This is a genomic window from Mesomycoplasma ovipneumoniae, from assembly GCF_035918255.1.
Lineage (GTDB): Bacteria > Bacillota_I > Bacilli_A > Mycoplasmatales > Metamycoplasmataceae > Mesomycoplasma > Mesomycoplasma ovipneumoniae_A.
Genome location: NZ_CP142136.1, coordinates 303,009 through 321,203 on the forward strand (window position 1 = coordinate 303,009; position 18,195 = coordinate 321,203).

At 29.2% G+C, this 18,195-nt stretch carries 15 protein-coding genes and 3 tRNA genes; 2 read left to right on the forward strand and 16 right to left on the reverse strand.

Annotated features, from left to right (window positions below):
- Positions 1-93: 93 nt before the first annotated feature.
- The 5 genes from U3G01_RS01225 to U3G01_RS01245 form a co-directional block, all read right to left on the reverse strand.
- A complete protein-coding gene (locus U3G01_RS01225; protein ID WP_069097286.1) occupies positions 94-474 on the reverse strand; it encodes a DUF4231 domain-containing protein in 381 nt (126 codons plus the stop codon).
- Entirely contained in the window at positions 467-1,003 is a 537-nt protein-coding gene (locus U3G01_RS01230; RefSeq protein ID WP_069097287.1) for a DUF4231 domain-containing protein, read from the reverse strand. Before U3G01_RS01230 ends, U3G01_RS01225 begins: the two co-directional genes overlap by 8 nt.
- The gene (locus U3G01_RS01235; protein ID WP_255030549.1) at positions 994-1,494 is read right to left on the reverse strand and encodes a hypothetical protein; all 501 of its coding nucleotides are present in this window, start codon (positions 1,492-1,494) and stop codon (positions 994-996) included. Before U3G01_RS01235 ends, U3G01_RS01230 begins: the two co-directional genes overlap by 10 nt.
- Before the next feature lie 236 nt (positions 1,495-1,730).
- A complete protein-coding gene (locus U3G01_RS01240) occupies positions 1,731-3,398 on the reverse strand; it encodes an amino acid transporter (protein ID WP_255030548.1) in 1,668 nt (555 codons plus the stop codon).
- 25 nt (positions 3,399-3,423) lie between these two features.
- Positions 3,424-4,776 carry a C10 family peptidase gene (locus tag U3G01_RS01245; RefSeq protein WP_255030547.1) on the reverse strand — a complete coding sequence of 451 codons (1,353 nt, stop codon included), beginning with the start codon at positions 4,774-4,776 and terminating at the stop codon, positions 3,424-3,426.
- A 361-nt stretch (positions 4,777-5,137) separates the two neighbouring features.
- Here U3G01_RS01245 and U3G01_RS01250 point away from each other — a divergent pair.
- Together U3G01_RS01250 and U3G01_RS01255 are read left to right on the forward strand one after the other, a co-directional pair.
- Positions 5,138-5,213 (forward strand) — tRNA-Thr (locus U3G01_RS01250).
- A gap of 86 nt (positions 5,214-5,299) precedes the next feature.
- Positions 5,300-6,097, forward strand: coding sequence for a TIGR00282 family metallophosphoesterase (locus tag U3G01_RS01255; protein ID WP_255030546.1), 798 nt, complete (start codon positions 5,300-5,302; stop codon positions 6,095-6,097).
- A 46-nt stretch (positions 6,098-6,143) separates the two neighbouring features.
- Here U3G01_RS01255 and ychF read toward each other — a convergent pair whose 3' ends face one another.
- The 11 genes from ychF to lon all read right to left on the reverse strand — a co-directional run bounded on the left by ychF (position 6,144) and on the right by lon (position 18,186).
- Positions 6,144-7,247 (reverse strand): redox-regulated ATPase YchF, encoded by a 1,104-nt coding sequence (gene ychF, locus U3G01_RS01260; protein WP_255030544.1) that lies wholly within the window; start codon positions 7,245-7,247, stop codon positions 6,144-6,146.
- Between the two features lie 15 nt (positions 7,248-7,262).
- Complete coding sequence (gene rpsR, locus U3G01_RS01265; protein WP_010321115.1) at positions 7,263-7,526, reverse strand: 30S ribosomal protein S18; 264 nt, start codon at positions 7,524-7,526, stop codon at positions 7,263-7,265.
- Positions 7,527-7,539: 13 nt separating this feature from the next.
- The gene (locus U3G01_RS01270) at positions 7,540-8,094 is read right to left on the reverse strand and encodes a single-stranded DNA-binding protein (protein WP_255030542.1); all 555 of its coding nucleotides are present in this window, start codon (positions 8,092-8,094) and stop codon (positions 7,540-7,542) included.
- Positions 8,095-8,147: 53 nt separating this feature from the next.
- Positions 8,148-8,747, reverse strand: coding sequence for a 30S ribosomal protein S6 (gene rpsF, locus U3G01_RS01275; RefSeq protein ID WP_255030540.1), 600 nt, complete (start codon positions 8,745-8,747; stop codon positions 8,148-8,150).
- 156 nt (positions 8,748-8,903) lie between these two features.
- Positions 8,904-8,980 (reverse strand) — tRNA-Arg (locus tag U3G01_RS01280).
- Between the two features lie 9 nt (positions 8,981-8,989).
- A tRNA-Cys gene (locus U3G01_RS01285) sits at positions 8,990-9,064 on the reverse strand.
- A gap of 102 nt (positions 9,065-9,166) precedes the next feature.
- A complete protein-coding gene (locus tag U3G01_RS01290) occupies positions 9,167-9,988 on the reverse strand; it encodes a Rho termination factor N-terminal domain-containing protein (RefSeq protein ID WP_255030539.1) in 822 nt (273 codons plus the stop codon).
- A 79-nt stretch (positions 9,989-10,067) separates the two neighbouring features.
- A complete protein-coding gene (locus U3G01_RS01295; RefSeq protein WP_255030537.1) occupies positions 10,068-10,694 on the reverse strand; it encodes a hypothetical protein in 627 nt (208 codons plus the stop codon).
- 111 nt (positions 10,695-10,805) lie between these two features.
- Positions 10,806-12,971, reverse strand: a complete 2,166-nt coding sequence (locus U3G01_RS01300; RefSeq protein WP_255030535.1) for a putative immunoglobulin-blocking virulence protein — start codon at positions 12,969-12,971, stop codon at positions 10,806-10,808.
- Positions 12,972-14,100: 1,129 nt separating this feature from the next.
- A complete protein-coding gene (gene tuf / locus U3G01_RS01305; protein ID WP_010321121.1) occupies positions 14,101-15,309 on the reverse strand; it encodes an elongation factor Tu in 1,209 nt (402 codons plus the stop codon).
- A 249-nt stretch (positions 15,310-15,558) separates the two neighbouring features.
- Positions 15,559-18,186 (reverse strand): endopeptidase La, encoded by a 2,628-nt coding sequence (gene lon, locus U3G01_RS01310; protein WP_255030533.1) that lies wholly within the window; start codon positions 18,184-18,186, stop codon positions 15,559-15,561.
- Positions 18,187-18,195 lie beyond the last annotated feature (9 nt).

The window sequence follows — 18,195 nt, forward strand, 5'->3', positions numbered from 1 at the left end:
TAACAACGGTATCAGTGTTATAAAAAAAATTGTTAAAATAAAATTTAAGTTAAATTATAGATACATTTTAACATTTTTTAAAAATATTACAAACTAATTTTCAATTTTTATATTCCCTAATTGTTTTGCAATCTCATCAATGTTTGCATCTTGAGATAAAAGCTCATTTTTCTTTTCTTCATAAAAATTAATTTTTTCTGTTGACTTTTTATAAACATTTTCAAAAACAAAAAAAGAAGAAAGTGAGCTAACAAAACTAATAATCGCATTAATAAAAGCAATTGCAACAAATAACTTAACCGCGGTTGGATTAGGATTTTTAGTAATTGCGTACGCAGATAAAATACCATTAAAAGCTGACATTAAAATTAAGGCAATGCTGCAAAACAAAAAAATACCCTTAGAAACACGTGCTTTTGCCGTTAATTTTATAACATCAAGTTCAATTTTTGAAAGTAATTTTTCTTTATTCATTAGTTTGTTCCTTTTTATTAATGTTAGTTTTTTGCTCTTTTTGTTTATTTTCAAGGGCTTTAAGAATTCCTAAAAATTTGCAAATTGAATTAAAAAGTTCAATTTGTGCATTTTCAGATTTTGCATATTTTCCTGTTTTGGTTTCAAATAAAATTATTTCAATTTTTAAAAAGTCATTAATTTCTTGGTTACGAATTCAACGTGGTTTTACTAGAAAAAGTGCAAAAAGACCGTTAATAATTGAAATTGACAGGTTAATTCATAAGACAAAAATTGGTCATTGGTCAACTTTTGCACCATTTTCGTCAGTTGAAATAAAAAAATTTGCAAAAGGTTCAAATTCATTTAATTTTGGCGAAGCTAATTTAAAAATACCCATTAAGGTCGAAAAAAATCCAAAAAAAATACTAAAAATGGAAACTGTTCAAAATAAAAATTGAAAAAACCTTGCTTTTACAAGCGTTTTTCTGTATAAAAATTTGGCAAATTCATAAGAATCTGAATCAAGTCGAACATTTTTTATAACCATTTTTTACCTCCAAAAACTATTTTTTTAAGAATTTTTATTTTTGAAACATCTTTTTTTTGAAAATAAAAATCAGAGATCGATTGATAGTCCTGTTCAAATTTTTCAAGAGTATAATTAGGATCATTTTGAATTTGAAAATACAAATAACTTAGTTCTCTTTGCGCTTTTTTATATTCCTTATACTTCATAACTTCACGAAAAACAGCAAGAAATAAATTAATAAAAAAAGTAAGACAAATAAAACTAGCCAAAACAATAGTTAGTCCAAGGTCATTAATAACTGATTTATTTTTAGATTCAATTAACTGATAACGATTAATTTCAGTTATAATTACCCAAATTGCCAAGGAAATTACTATAATATTTGCGAAAAAAGTTATTCATTTAACAGCATTAGCACCATAATAAGCAATTTTTTGGTTTCTTTTTAGTCCAGCTTGTTTTATTTGAATAAATTTTATAAGTTGTTCAACTGCTTCATTTTTATTCATTTTATTCTCACTAAGTTAATGTTTTTATTAATTACAAAATATAAAAATTATATCACTTAATCCATTTATATTTTGAAAAAGGTGCCAAAAAGTTAAAAAATGACTGGAAATTAAACAAAGTTAGCATAAAAACGCTAACTTTGTTTAATATGTCCGATGTTAATTATTGAGACAAAATCACAAATTTTATTTAGCTACTAGCTAGTTAAATAAAAAGCTGAAATTTTTCAAGTAAATTAATTTACTAATTTATTTTCAATTGGTTTATATTTTTTTTCTTTTCTTATTTTTAAAAAATGAGTAGCGACTTTAAAAATAATAGTAGAAAATACAATATATAATAATGAGATTCAAATAAGATCTAAACTAATGCGACCAACTATGTAATTTGCTGATCTACCGGCAAGAAAATCGCTAAAAAATGGCAATTTAATTGAAATAAAAAACAATGAAAAGCTAACAATAAGAATAAATAATGATATAAAAATTCAATATAAATTTTCTTTTTTAAGGAATATTTTTTTGCTTGTATCAACATGAGAACTTTGAATAGTTCCATTGTTTATTTTGAAATTTCTTAAAGCAAAAACAAAAACAATAACAGTAGTTAAAAGTAAGATTACAATTACTGTAATTGATGCAATTATTAGTCAAATATCAGCAACGCCTCTATTAATTGGATAACCAATTCTTGGTGCTAATTCAAATCCTTTTTCTTTGAGATTTGACAATAAATTTTGCTCGCTTTGATCATAAAAAACACTTAGTCTTAAAGGTTTGTTTTCATTTATTGAATCAGCAAAAAGTTGGACTACATTTTGGTTAAATTCTATTTTATTTGCTTGATCAGATTCAAAGATTCCACTAATTTTAAAAGTAAAACGATGATCTTTGAAAAATAAAAAATTAATATCTTTTATTTTAAAAGTTATTTCATCACCTACATTTAAATTTAAATTGGAATTTTTACTTAAATGATTAATTAGACCTTGACTAACAAGAATTTCGTTTTTATTTTCAGTAAAACGACCTGTTTTAAGCTTTTTATCTTTTTTATCAAGATTAAAATTTTCATTAAAATATAAATCAGAAAATAAATCAGAAAATGTAGAAAAAACTTTAGAACCAACAGCATTTTCTGTATTTGAAGTTTTTACATTATAATATACTAAATTTTTAAATAAAGATTTAAAAAACCCATTTTGACCTTGGATTTGATTGAGAAATATTTTTGACTTATCAAAAATATTTTCAGCTAAATTTTTATAGCCTTTATCGGATATTAAAATAAAATCATCTCGATAACTATTAGCAAATCCTACTGTTCCTACAATTTTAAATTTTTTAGTATAAATTAATACATTTTCATTAGTTGAAGGATATTTTATTCAATATTTATAATCAATATAATCGCCAATTTTAACTTCTTTTAAATTAGCATAATCTTGTGAAACTATTATTTCATCATTATTTTCTAAAAATTTACCTTGAAAATTAGTATAGTTTTTCATATCATTTTTAAAAAAATCATTGATTTCAACTGGCAAAATTTTAGTTGATAAGTCAGAACTAAATGAGTCTTTATTACTAAAATCGCCAAATTCTAATTCTGATTCACCATTTGAAATATATTTAACAGATTTTAAGTTTTTTATTTCTGAAATTTCGTTATTTCCAAACTCTTCGCCATTTTTTTTGACAATAGTTATTCGTTGATTTTGCGAATTATAAATGGGTAAATCAAAATTTTTATCAGCTTCTCATAAAAATAAAAAAAGTAAAATTGAAAAAATTGAAAAAATTATAAAGAAAAATAATAAAAATCAATTCTTTCGAAGATTAGTTTTTAAATATTTTGAAAAAATTAATGGACTTGTGAATTTTTTTTCTTTTGTTTCTTTCATTTAAAAACACCTTAATTTAGCTGCATTAATAAAAGTCGTAATTTCTAATTAGATTACCATTTTTATCAATTGCTTGTCCTTCTTCAAAAATTTCTGGATATGAATAAATCTCACCATTTGCACTTAATAATTTTTGTTTAGGTGGATGGTTTTTTATATAATCATCATCTATTTTAAATCCTCATCAATAACCCATTGATCAAAAACTTCAAATATCTCATTTAGAAATAAGTAAATTAGAATAACCTGACCATCCAAAATTTACAAGATATTTTTCTGTATCTGGATCATACCCATATAAAACAATGTTGTGGCCACCACCAATATTAGCAAAAGATACCATAACTGGCATTCTATTTTTAAGTAAAAAAGTTTCAGGGTTGCTCGAATGCATTCAATTGGCAGAATAATCAGTTGTTATGTGGTTTTTTATTTCTTTTCCTTTTAGAAATTTTTCTAATGTGCTAGTGAAATAAGAAGCATATTTAACATCTTGGTATCACCCATTGAGTTCAAACAATTGATATGGAAGTGAATTATATGTAGTAGTTTTATCTTTAGATTTTTTATATTTATAATATTTATGTTCTGCAACACCATCACTTAAGTTATGAGAATAATTATTTTTTATATCAAAATATCTATCAATTTCTGCATCAGTAAATATTCCAGATGCAATGAATGTTTCGGCATATTCTAACATTAAAGACATAGCAATATATTCACAAAGCCCGCCTTTCCCAGGACCCCTTTGATGTTCAATATAGCCAAGTTTTGAATATGAATCTTTTGCCTTAAATCATCAGGAATTGTCAAGACCGATATTAAAAGAATAAAGATTTTTAACCTGTACAGCATTATCTGCTATATCGCCAGGATCTGCAGATCCACGTTTTGCACGAAATTTATAATTAAAATATTCTTCTTTTTTAGCCTTGTTTTTTTCTGTATTTAGTCTAGTTACACTTAAATATATATGTTTTTGATTCTTAATAAGTTCAACTATTTTTTCATCTAATTTCTGTTTAGAAACTAACCCAAAATAGTCGCCATCAACTTGATAATGTAATGAAAATCCGGGTATATAAACGACATTATTTTTATCAAATAATTCCTTATCAAAACTAGCATTTGCAATTTCATTAGTTTCATAATTTTCAAGAGTTATTATTAGATAATGATTAGTAAATTGTAAAAATAACAATGGTTGATCGAAAATGTTTTTTAGAACTCTATGATATAAAAAATCCTGAGTTGTATTAGTTTTTTTAAATAATTCTGCTTTTGATGCTTTAATAAAAAAATCTAATTGTTGTTGATTTAAAATAGTTTTATTTTGATCTGCTTTTATGACAATGTTTTCAAATAAGCCTATCATTTTTAATTTTCCTATTTTGTAGTATTAATTTTTAAAAGAACAATTAACAATTTAAAACAGATAGTGTATAAAAATATTTTTTTGGGAGTGCTCACAATTTGTGAGTCAATTTTTTTTTCGTTATTTTACAAAATAAATTATACATCAAGTTTTTTATAAATACAAAAAAAACTTGGTTTTTAAAATTTTTGTGGTATAATACTAAGACAAATAAGAATTAATAATTTTGCTCTTTCAAAACTTAATATTTGCTTGCATTCGAAAGTATTTTTTTGTTTTTGTCTTTAAATTTGCTTGACTTTTTAATAATTTTTTTGATTAAAAATATTAAAAAAAGTGCTATAATTTTAAAGCAATAAGCGCCATCATAGCTCAGTCGGTAGAGCACATCCATGGTAAGGATGGGGTCGCAGGTTCGATTCCTGTTGTTGGCACCATATCTTTTTGACCAATGATGCTAAAATAAAAGCATCTTTTTTAATTTTTTTTCAAATAAAATATTTGAAAAATTTAAAGGAATTGAATGAAATCTGCTACTGTCTTATTTGTTGGTGATATTTTTGGCGCGCCTGGTATAGAAATGTTTAAAAATCAACTTAATATTTTGAGAAAAAACTATAATTTTGACTTAATAATAGTTCAGGCTGAAAATATTACTGGCAGAAAAGGACTAAATAAAAGGGATTATTTATATTTAAAAGAGCTTGGTGTTGATATTTTTACTATTGGCAATCATGTTTGATCTAATCCTGAAATTGCTCTAATTATTGATAATCCAGATATTGTTAGACCACTGAACATTGACAAAGAATATAGTGGCAAAGGTACTACTAAAATTTTAAAAAATGGTAAAACATTCAGAATAACTTCACTTTTAGGTGTAGCATTTAATAAGTTAGTCAAACCTTGAAATCACCAATTTGCTGATAATTTTTTTGATGCAATTGACAAAGTTATTGCCGAAGACGATGCTGATTTTCATATAGTTGATTTTCATGCTGAGACAACAAGTGAAAAAAATGTACTTGGAATTTATCTCAATGGTAAAATTAATGCGCTTTTAGGAACTCACACCCACGTTCAGACTTCTGATGCTAGAGAATTATCGCTTGGGACACTTTTTATAACTGATGTTGGAATGACAGGTCCTGCAAATGATGCAATTGGTGTAAAATTCCTTGATGTTTATAATAGAATTCGCTATAATAAAAGTACAAAATTTCAAACTTCTGACAATGATTGCCAATTTAATGCTGTTATTTTAGAAATAAGTGATAATTTAAAAAACCAAAAAATTATACCAATCAATATTTATAAATAAATTTTTTGATGTATAATTTTTTGGTTTTTTAAAAATTTTATTTGAACTAATTACTTATTCGGAAATGGCATATTTCTGCGTCTTTTATCAAGTATTCTTTTCCCTCAAGACGAATTTTACCTTTTTCTTTAAGTGCTTTTTCGCTTTTGAACTCAATAAAATCCTCATATGCGATAATTTCAACTCTTATGAATTTTTTGACAAAATCAGAGTGAATAATCCCACTGCAATCAACTGCACTTGTGTTTTTCCTAAATATTCATGAGCGAACTTCTTTTTTTCCAACAGTAAAAAAAGTTGCTAGCCCAAGAAGTTTAAAACTATTAAGAACAAGAAAATCAAGAGATGACTTCTCTAGTCCAAATTCTTGTAAAAAGAGTTGTTTTTCATCTTGATCAAGTTGGGAAATTTCGTGTTCTAAGGCAACACAAATTGGGATTAAAATTGCATTTTCCTTTTCAAGATATGTTTTAAGCTCAGAAAAATATGAATTTTTCAAGGGATCACTAACAGATTTTTGGTCAATGTTAGCAACATATAAAATTGGCTTTATACTTAAAAGTTGTCAATTTTTGATTATTTGGCGCTCATCATTGTCTAAAGCCAAATCGCGTAAAGATTTATCTTTTTGTAAATGATCTTTTGCTTTTTTAGCAAGTTCAAATTCAACTTTTGCTTGTTTGTCGTTTGTATTGTTGATTTTTTTACTAAGTCGCAAAATAATGGACTCAATTGAACTTAAATCGGCAAGAATGAGCTCTAAATTTATTGTTTGGATGTCAAAAATAGGATTTACTTGGTTATTAACGTGAATTATTTTTGAATCATCAAAACAACGCACAACATGAACTAGACAATCAACATTGCGAATATTTTCGAGAAATTTATTACCTAATCCCTCGCCTAATGAAGCTCCTTTTATTAAACCAGCAATATCGACAAAAGAGTAAGTCGAAAATACAATTTTATTTGGTTTAACAATATCGGCTAAATTCATTAGTCTTGGATCACGTATTTCAACAGTTGCAATGTTTGAGTCTATTGTTGCAAAGGGATAATTAGCAATTTCAACATTCATTTTTGTTAATGCTGAAAAAAGCGATGATTTTCCGACATTAGGAAGTCCAATAAGACCTGCTTTTAGATTCATATTATATTTTTATGACTAAACTCGAGTTTTATCGTAACTTCCCCGGATTCTATCACCAACAAACGGAAGTAAAGCGACAAAACGTGCTCTTTTAATTGCTAGTGATAATTTACGTTGGTGTTTTGCACAATTTCCTGTAATTCTTGAAGGTTGAATTTTTCCAAAAGAGTTAATATAACGTTGAAGCACTTCAATTGATTTATAGTCAATGTAAGAAAGTTTAGCTTCACAAAATTGGCACACTTTTTTTTTGAATTTTTTAGCGTATTTTTTGTTCATTTTTCATTCCTTTTTAATTTAATTTGTTAGGATCAAGATCATCAATTTCTCATTCAGCAAATGGATCTCTATCATCATCGCTAATTTCAATATTAGTTTCATCAAAATTCATTGGCGGTTCTGTCTGAAAAATATTATCCTCGTGAAACGATCTTTTATTATTTTGGGGAAGTTGAAAATCATCAAATATTGGTTCAAAAGTTGGTTCACTAACTTTTTGAGCTAATTTTTGACGACGCATTTCTAATTGTTCTTTAGTTTCTAATAAACGAAAGTAGTCAACATTTACTTCATAATTAGTAAGATAATTTGTTGTATTTGACATAACACGATTAGCTTGTAAAGAACCTTCGATTGCTATCAAACTTCCTACGGTAATTAGTTTGTCTAGCAATGTTGCATTTTGTCGTCAAGCAACTACGGGAATAAAATCAGTAATTGTAGGCGAATTTTGATTATATTTTCGTCTATCAATTGCTAAATTAAATCGAATAAAATTAACATTTGACTTTGTTGTCATAAATACAGGTTTAGAAGAAACGCGTCCAATTAAAATAATTCGATTCATAATTTTTTTATAGTTTTTATCTATTTTTATTTATTGACTAAAATAGATAAAGACTATTGGGATTCCTGTATTTTTTTAGCACTATCAGCACTAGTTTCTGGCTGGTTTGCTGAAGAAGATGAATTTGAAGTTTTTCCGCGTTGGGATAAGTTAGTCTTATCTGATGACTGTTGGGCTAAACCTTGTTTTCCTGCACCTTGGGCATTAGGTCTAAAATTTCGACGTTGAAAAGGTTTATCAGTTTTTTCTGTTTGGTTAGGTGAGTTTTGGTCTTGACGAGTTCGTGGCGCTGATTTGAAATTAGGTCTATCTGAATGATCACGTCTTGCATTTGTTCTTTTATGGCGATCGGCATTTTTTGGTTTTTGGTTAAAACCTTTTTCAGAGTCAAGATTAATTATCAAGTATCGTCAAATTGATTTGGTAATATTCGCACGGCGAACAAATTCTTCAATTAAATTAGCTGGCGAATCAAGATTAATTAAAAAATATTGTGCTGTTTTTGATTTTTTAATAGGGTAAGCAAGACTTGAATTTTCAAGCTTAACAAGTTTGTATGACGAATTTTGACTAAAAGTAGTAGAGAGCAAATTTTCTAATATTGTTGCTTCTGCTTTTGGGTCTAAAATTGTCATTATTTCATATTTTGGCATATTAATTCTCCTTATGGGCTTGTGGGTTATAAAAATAACCAAGGATGTTTTACTAAATTTAAAACTAGTTTGAAATTATAACATGAAAAACTAAAAAAATAAAAAAATTAACTAAATTATTTTAGTTAATTTTCATTGGTCTAATTATATTATATATGGCGCGCCCGGAAGGAGTCGAACCCTCAACCTCTTGGGCCGTAACCAAACACTCTGTCCAATTGAGCTACGGGCGCATTACATTTTGGAGGCACCAACCGGACTCGAACCGGTACATCAAGGTGTTGCAGACCTATGCCTTACCATTTGGCTATGGTGCCATTGCCTAAAAACCATCAAATATAATTATAGCAGATTTTAATTTAAAACAAAGAAATTTTTCATTTGTTTTTCTAGAAAGTAGTTCACCTTAAAATATCAAACTATTTTCCGGAATCTTGTTGTGCAAGTATTTGAGTTAAAAGCTTAATTAATTCTTGTTTTTTTAACTGTTCAAAACCAGAAATTTCTAATTTTTGGGCAATTTCGTGTAATTGTGCTAAATCTAATTTTTCAAGTGCAATTTTTATTTTTTCTTCTTTTGTTTGAGGTTTGTTTTGAGCTTCTTGAGTTTGTGTGTTTTCAGGGTTATTTGCTTGTTGTGAATTCATTGGATTTTGGTGACCTAAGTCAAAAATATTCATAAATTCAGAAAATGCTTTTGGATCTTTTTTCATTTCATCAATACGTTTTTCAATAATGACTAATGTTCGAGAAAGTTTGAATATTGACTTAATTCTAAGCACTTTTGTGTAGAAAAATGGGATTAAAACAAAAATTAACGCAATAAGAATTATTTGAATAGCCAAAATTACGGCAAAATTTTGATTATTAAGACTTAAATTTCCAATTATTACTACTGTTGAATTTATAATTGAAAGAGCTGCACTTGAAAATGAAACGAACGAGAAAAAAAAGGAACGATCGCCAATAGGTGCAAAATCTTTTGCTTTATATGATGTAAAGATAGAATATACATAAAAAAATAAATTTGCAGCAGTAAATAAAATTGATAAAATCGAAAAAGCTCGACCAATATTTTTAATATCTAAGTCTAAAAAGAGTTGTACACTTAAAAAAACACTTAGTAAAAGGAGTAACACCGGATAAGAAAAAATTCAAATTCGGTATTGCTTTTTTTCATTTTTTCACAACTCAGCCACTGATGGAACTTTATTTTTTCCAAATGGATTTTCTCAAACCATACACCCTCCAATATAAATTAGTATAATATAATTATAAAATAATTTAGAATAATGTTATAAAAAAAGATGAATATTTAACCTAAAGTTTGGAAAATTGATTTATTTCCTTGTTTTGATAATTGTACCAAATTCGGTCAATTTTGGAAATTTTATCAATTTTTTTTGCAATATCACTAAATTCTTTTGATGTTAAAAGCGCGGTAAAAAACGAGCAAAAGTCAGTGGCATATTTTTTATTTCCCTGAAATTTATTAAGACCAACTATCATTGTGTAATTTTCGTTTTTTCAAAGTAGCCCGCGAAAAAAATATAAATTTTTAGTGTATGAAACTTCTTCAATAATTCAAGTTTCACAATAATTTCCTTCAAGAAATGATAAATAATAGTCCCAAACTAATAATTTAGCTTTGATTTGATTAAATAAGCTCCGATTTGTATGAATATTTCATTTTTGAAAATTAGTGAATTTTTCTATTAATTTTCCGTTGTTAATAAGACTTATTATTTTTCTTGTTGGTCAGTCTTTTAAAAATGGTATTTTTTTAAGGCCAATTCCGTGTGGAAAATCAAGTAAATTTGGCTTAATTGCAAAAACTTTTTCAATTTTATTGCACCAAATTGCTATTGTTCGATATTGTTCAACAACCTTTTGGTATCTTAGCAGATTTTCTTGAATTTTATCAACTCAATGATTAATTGAATCCATTTTACCCTTTTATTAAAATTTTTAATTGTGCTTTTTTCAATAAAATTAAGTAAAAAAGATATTTTTGGCATAAAAAGTAAAAAATAATTATTTTTTTTACTTTTTATTAGCTTAGTCTACTGTTGTAATTGTTTTTGTTTCAACAGGCAATCCTAAACCTGAAAGTTGACTTTGAAGTGATGCGTCTTCGACATAAATTTTGTTAAAAGTGGCACTTTTCCTTGCAACATCAACAAATTTGGACAATTGACTAAAAGCATCACCAGAAAATGAATTACCTGTTATATAAAGCGGAATATTTGAAAGGGTTTTTCCATTTTCATCTTTTATATAAATTCCCGGTTGTTGGATAGGACCATTAACAAGTCTTGTAGTAAATTGGGAATTTTCAAAGTCGCTTGCTTGAACTTTATATACATAATTTGAGCTTGTTGAGCTAGAATCATTTACTTTTGAGCCGCCAAAATATAAATATTGGAAAAGTAAATTAACATGCCCAGGATTTTTTTGTGATTCAGCTTCAACTTCTCAACTTTGGAGTTTTTCGTTAAAAAGTTTCTCTGTTTTAGCAAAGTCAATGTCTTTTAGTGTCTTAATTTTTTTAGATGAAGAAAAATCAAGATGTAATGGATATCCTCCTCGACCACCAAAAGTTCCTTGGAAAACACGCTGATTAATTTTTGAACTAAAAGCAATTTCAAGTCCCTCATTAACTTTGGCAACATCATCCCCTTGGTCTCAACGGAGAGTATCAAAAATAATTGATCCAGGAATTTTTTCTCCAGGTTGGACTAACTTAATATCACCTTTATTTATATAATCGAAAGAAATAAAGTCCACATTTTTTAAGGCATTAGGATTAATTGCCCAATTGCTTTCGTTGGTGCGTGAATTTGTATAGAGTTCTAGTTCGCTTAGTTTGGTGAATTTTTCAAGTCCACGAAGACCATTAACTGCTTGGTGGTCATCTAAAAAGAGGGAAACTTTTTGCATTTGTGGTGGCAATAGCTCTAAAATTTCTTTTATATTTTGGGTTTTATGTTTTGCCCCGACATTTTTAAGAACAATTGCCTTGATTGAATTATCTTTATTAGCCGCATTTTTCATAATCTCGGCAAAAGCTTTAAAAGCAACATCATCATCGGCATTTAGAACTAAAGTTTTAAATTCTGAAAGACTACCAGCGGTATTTCCAGGAGCACGAGTGTATTTTATAAGTGAAATGCTACCGTTAGAAATTCCCTTACCATTGGTAAGATCACTAATTTCTGAACTTACATTAGTGTCATTTCATCCTTCATATTTTAGCGAACCAATTTGAGTTGCATCATATCTTGTTCATTTTGAATCAACAGCATTTAATCTTCTTTTATTATCTGCTCTAATTCCATTTACGACAACATTGACTTTTGGTTCTCATCCATCGGTTGTAGGATCAGGAGTATAACCATCTTTTATCAATTGTAATTCTTGTTCTGTAAAAGGTTGCTCAAGTTGTCTGCGTTGTTCAATTACTTTTAAGTAATTTTGTTCGCGCTCAAGATAATTATTTGCAACTCAGCGAGAGTATTTATACCCCTCAAGATAGGATTCAAGAGTAACTTTTGGCTTACCATCTTCTCCAACTGGCGCATATTTTTTATAGTGCTCGTCAATAATTGAAATAACACGGTCTGCTTCAGCGACTTCGGCTTGGTATTTATCTCTTTCGCGTCTAACTTCAGCAATTTTTCGGTCTTGCTGTTGTCTTCACAAACCAAGCGCGCGTTGATAAGCTGAATCACCAAAATTAACAGCAGGTGAGTTATTTCTATTTTGAACTTGTGGTTGACTTACTGTTCTTGAAGTTGAAATTGTTGGCCGAGAAGATATAGTTCTAGTCGGACTTTGACGCGCAGGTGTTGTTCGAATAGGGATAGTCGATTCAATAGCTTGAATTCTTTTTACAGGTTTAGGTGTTATTTTTTCAGGTAAGGGCTCTATTTTTTCTATTTTTGGTGTTACTATTTGTGGTTTAATCGGATTTTCAATTTTTTCTTTAGGTGTTTCTATTTTTGGTGGGACAAAAACAGTATTTGCTACTGGCGAATTAAATGCAGTATCATTTGGCTGATTTTTTGAAATTATTGAAGGCGCTTGAGTTGAATAACTAACTTCATTGGACAAAAAATCAAAATTAACTAATGATTGATTAATTGAAAACAAACTTAAAGATAACAATGCTGTTGACATTGCAATAATTACAACTTTTCGACGACGGGAAAAATATAGTTTCATACTTGCCTCCAAATTTTCTTATTTATTAAAAATGTTTGATTTTAATAATGCTTATAATAAATTTTACCAACTAAGTCTGACTTTAGCTGTAAATTTATATTTTTAGCAACAAAAAATCATATTAGCCACCTTTGAAAACTTTTTAAAATTAAAAATTATACACTAAAAAAACTAAAGTCCAAATTATTTAGATAAATTAGTTTAAAAAATTCGCCCAGCTCGTTTTTATTCCCGAGTTTTCCAGTTTGATGAGATAATCTTAAAAAGTGTCCTGGTTTAGGTTTTGGGCAATTTTTTAACTTTTTTGCCAAACTCAGAAAAAACACTATCAAAGCAAAAACACTAAATTTTAAATATAAAACTCATGAATGCAAAATCTACTTATTAATCAAATAAACCAAACTAAAAAAGCTAAAATTTTGACTTAAAAAGCAATATATGAAATATTTAAACTACTTTTTTAGCTTAAAAACACTGGCAAAAATCAATTCAAGGATAAAACAACAAAAATCATAAAAAATACAACTACTATTTAAACTCAATGCAAAAAGAAAACTCATTTTTATTTACATTGAGCCTAAAAAAATATATGAAGTTTTGAAAGAACAATAAAAAAAAGACATAAATTTGTAGATTTCTAAACGGTTAAATTTAAGGCATTCCATTATATTTAAAGCCATAATGGAAAAAATGCATTATCTGAGTTTATTGTGCCAAAAACATAACTAATTCCTCCTTAATTCAATATCAAAATTTATTAATTTATTCTTAGTGAAGTTAATTATAACACAATTTTATTTTAGACCAAACATTTTTTTTTTTTTTTTATTTTTGCAACAGGTTAATTTCAAAATAATAAAGATTAAGATTTTAGGTCAAAAAACCCGGATTTACGGGTATTTTTTCATATTATATTCAATAAAAAGTGAATTTTTACCATTAAGCTAGAAAACTCAGGAAAATTTAAATAAATAATTTAGTCCGCCTAAAAAACTTAATCTTTATTTGACACTTAACACTCATTTTTGTAAACTTTAGTCTCAATGCTGATTAATTTTGTCTGCAAAATAAAAAAAAAAAAACAAACTTTAGGGCCGCGCCCTAAAGTTTGTATTAAGATAAAAGATTTTTATTTAATAATTTCAGTTACTGTTCCGGCTCCAACAGTTCTTCCACCTTCGCGAATTGAGAATTTTGTTCCTTGCTCAACAGCGATAGGGGCGATAAGTTCAACAGTAAGGTCAACATTATCACCAGGAATTACCATTTCACGGCCAGCTTCAAATTCAATTCCACCAGTAACATCGGTTGTACGGAAATAAAATTGAGGTTTATAATTTTTGAAAAATGGAGTATGTCTTCCACCTTCTTCTTTTTTGAGCGCATAAATTGCTGCTTTAAATTTAGTGTGGGGAATAATTGTTTTTGGTTTTGCAATAACTTGCCCACGCTCGATATCTTTACGGTCAACACCACGAAGAAGAACACCAGCATTATCTCCGGCCATTGCAGATTGAAGGTTTTTGTTAAACATTTCAATTCCGGTTACAACTGTTTTTTTCGGTTCTGGACGGTAACCGACAATTTCAACCTCTTCATTTAGTTTAACTTGTCCTCTTTCAACTTTACCAGTAGCAACAGTTCCACGACCTGTAATGGTAAAGACGTCCTCAACCGCCATTAAGAATGGTTTATCCATTTCACGAACTGGGGAGTCAATATATGAATCAACTGCATCCATTAGTTCAAGAACTTTAGCTTCTCATTCAGGTTTTCCTTCAAGAGCACCACGAGCTGAACCACGGATTATTGGGGTGTTGTCTCCGTCAAAGTCGTATGAAGAAAGAAGTTCACGAATTTCAACCTCAACAAGGTCAACCATTTCTTCTTCACCTTCAAGTAAGTCGATTTTGTTTAGGAAAACAACCATTTTTGGCACACCAACTTGTTTTGAAAGAAGAATGTGCTCACGAGTTTGGGGCATTGGACCATCTGTTGCGGCAACAACAAGAATGGCACCATCCATTTGCGCTGCTCCTGTGATCATATTTTTAATATAATCGGCGTGACCAGGGCAATCAACATGGGCATAGTGACGCTTATCTGTGCTATATTCGATGTGGGCTGTATTTATTGTAATTCCACGCGCTTTTTCTTCAGGGGCTGCGTCAATAGAAGCATAATCCTTTGCTTCAGCTAGACCTTTTTTTGATAATACAGTTGAAATTGCCGCTGTTAGAGTGGTTTTTCCGTGGTCAACATGACCAATTGTCCCAATATTGATATGCTCTTTTGAACGGTCAAAATCTTTTTTTGCACCAGTTTTAACAACTGCCATATTTTTCCTTTCTTTTACTTGTTTTAAAACAAACTAAAAACCACCATTGAATAGCCTTGCAACTATTTCCTATCCTATTTAGTTAGTTTTAAGTGCTAGAAATTTTCAAAAATTCTCAATTTAATTTTCAAGGTTAATTATACCAAAAAAATCGAAAATTATTTTGAGAATTTTTTATGTTTTTCATTTTATACCTTTTTTAACAAATAATAAGCTCAGCTACAAGATAATTATATAACAAAAGTCCAATTATTTGAAAATAAAGTCATAAATTTGTTGGTAAGTCTCAACCGGAATAAATTTGATTGAGTTTTTAACCTCATCAGGTAAGTCAACAAGATTTTTTTCGTTTGACTGGGGAATAAAAATTGTTTTAATTCCGCTTTTGTAGGCGCCAAGTGATTTTTCCTTTAGGCCGCCAATTCCAAGCACTTTTCCACGCAGAGTGATTTCACCAGTCATTGCAATATCGTGTGAAACGGGTTTTTGGCTAAGGGCTGAAATTATTGCGGTTGTAAAGGTTATTCCTGCTGAAGGCCCATCTTTTGGAACAGCACCTTCAGGGACGTGAATGTGAATCAAAGTGTTTTCAAAATCAAAGTCAATTCCAAAATCTTTTGCTTTAGACTGAACATACGAAAGGGCGATTCGGGCTGATTCTTGCATTACATCTTTGAGTGAACCAGTTAGTTTAATATCACCTCGCCCAGGAATTGTGCTAACTTCAATTTGGAGAGTTGAACCGCCAAGTGGCGAGTATCCTAGTCCATTTACAGTTCCAATTTGCGGACTTGCATCAACAGGATCGGGGTCAAATTTTTCAATTCCTAAAAGTTCGCGGGCAAATTCAACATCAATTTTAAAGTTCTCAGGAAGTGTGTTTTCAAGCAGTCTGACAATAATTTTTCTTGCAATTTTGTCAAAAACCCGTTTTAGTCCCCGGACACCAGCTTCACGAGTATAGTAGCGAATTAGGTAGTCGATAGTCTGATCATCAATTGGGAAATATTTTGGGTCAAGTGCATTTTCTTTTAGAACTGCAGGAATTAAATGTGATTTTGCAATTTGCAGTTTTTCAAGAAAAGTGTAAGATGACAGCTCAATTATTTCCACCCGGTCAAGTAAAGGCTCAGGAATATCGTGAATTTCATTAGCTGTGGCAACAAAGAGAATTTGAGATAAGTCATATTCAAGTTCTAAATAATGATCTTGGAAAAAACGGTTTTGTTCTGGATCTAGAACCTCAAGCATTGCAGCAGCTGGATCACCTTTGAAATCTGAACCCATTTTGTCAATTTCATCAAGTAAAATCAACGGGTTTGAAACGCCAGCTTTTTTTAGAGCTTGAATAATTTTTCCAGGAAGCGCACCAACATATGTCCGACGGTGTCCTCTTATTTCAGCCTCGTCCCGAACACCTCCAAGTGAAATTTTAACAAATTCTTTGCCAATTGATTCAGCAATTGCCATTGCAATTGAAGTTTTTCCGGTTCCTGGAGGACCAACAAGAGTTAAAATTGGAATTGAGTTAGTTCTTCCTTTATGCACTTTAGAGCTAAGAAATAGATTTGAATCACAATAATCACCATCGATTTTCTCAAGAGTTGGCTCTTGATTTGACTGTGAACGCCGGTGAATTAGAGCAGCAAGATATTCAATTATTCGCTTTTTAATTTCTTCAAGTCCATAATGGGCTTCTTCAAGTTTTTGGCGAACATTTTGAATATCTAAAATGTCTTTTCTTACACGTCTTCAAGGTAGCGCAACTAGTAAATCAAGGTAATTTTTGGTAATATTAGATTCAGGTGAAGTGGCCATCATTGATTTTAAACGGTTAGCTTCACGTTTTATTGTTTTTGCAACTTCTTTCGGGAAAATTAATTTTCCAATTTCTGAGTGTAAAAGCTCTTCAATTTCATCTTCATAGCGCGAATCTTCGCCTAATTTTTTACGGATTGCCTTAATTTTTTCTTTTAGGATAAATTCTGTTTGTTGTTTGTCAAGGTTAGATTTAAGAATAACATTAATTTCATCTTCTAGACGAATTTGTTCATTAAAGGCATGAACATGCTCGTATAGTTTTTTAATTTTAGAAGCATAAGAATTTAGCGCAAATAAATGGTATTTTTGTTGATAACTAAGACTAACTGATGAAGATAATGTATTTGTTACACCTTTGATGAATTCATTTTTTTCAACTTCGGTGTTACTATTTTGAAATTTATCAACAACCAAAAGAAGTTCACCTGGCATCTTAAAGTTCTTTGTTTTTCGCCCGAATTCAAGTAAATCATTAATTAAACTTACATGAATTTCCCGATTTTTTATAATTTCGCGAGTTGATTTAATACTTATTTGGTCAGCTTTTACATTATTTGGGTCAGTTATTAAATCTACAACTTGGACTTTTTCAAGAACAGTAAAATCCAAAATTACGGTTTGCCAATCGCTTTTATCAGGTCTAGTTTTTGCGCGATAACTTTGAACTCTAATCAGAGAAGCATATTTAGAAAGTTCATCAATGTCAACAATTCTTGGTAAAAAGTCGTTTTCAATTTTGGGATCTACAGTTAGCTTTTCGTTTTCTGAAGCTTTAGCTTTAGAAGCATCAGTAGTTCCTGATTTGTTTTGCTCAGCGCCTTTTTTGTTAAGTTGTTCATCAATAATTTCTTCTTCAAATAAATCTACTTCTTCATTTTCTTTACGGTAAACAATCAACAATTCCTTGTTTGTTAAAGTTGTCCGTGAAGTTGAATGGTAAATTTCCCTGAGAATCTTAATTGATTCAGGGTCACTAAAACTAATAGTTTGTTGAGCAGTGTTTGGAAAATAAATATCATCTGATGCAACTAAAAATCGGTATGAATGAACTGGCATAATAATAAA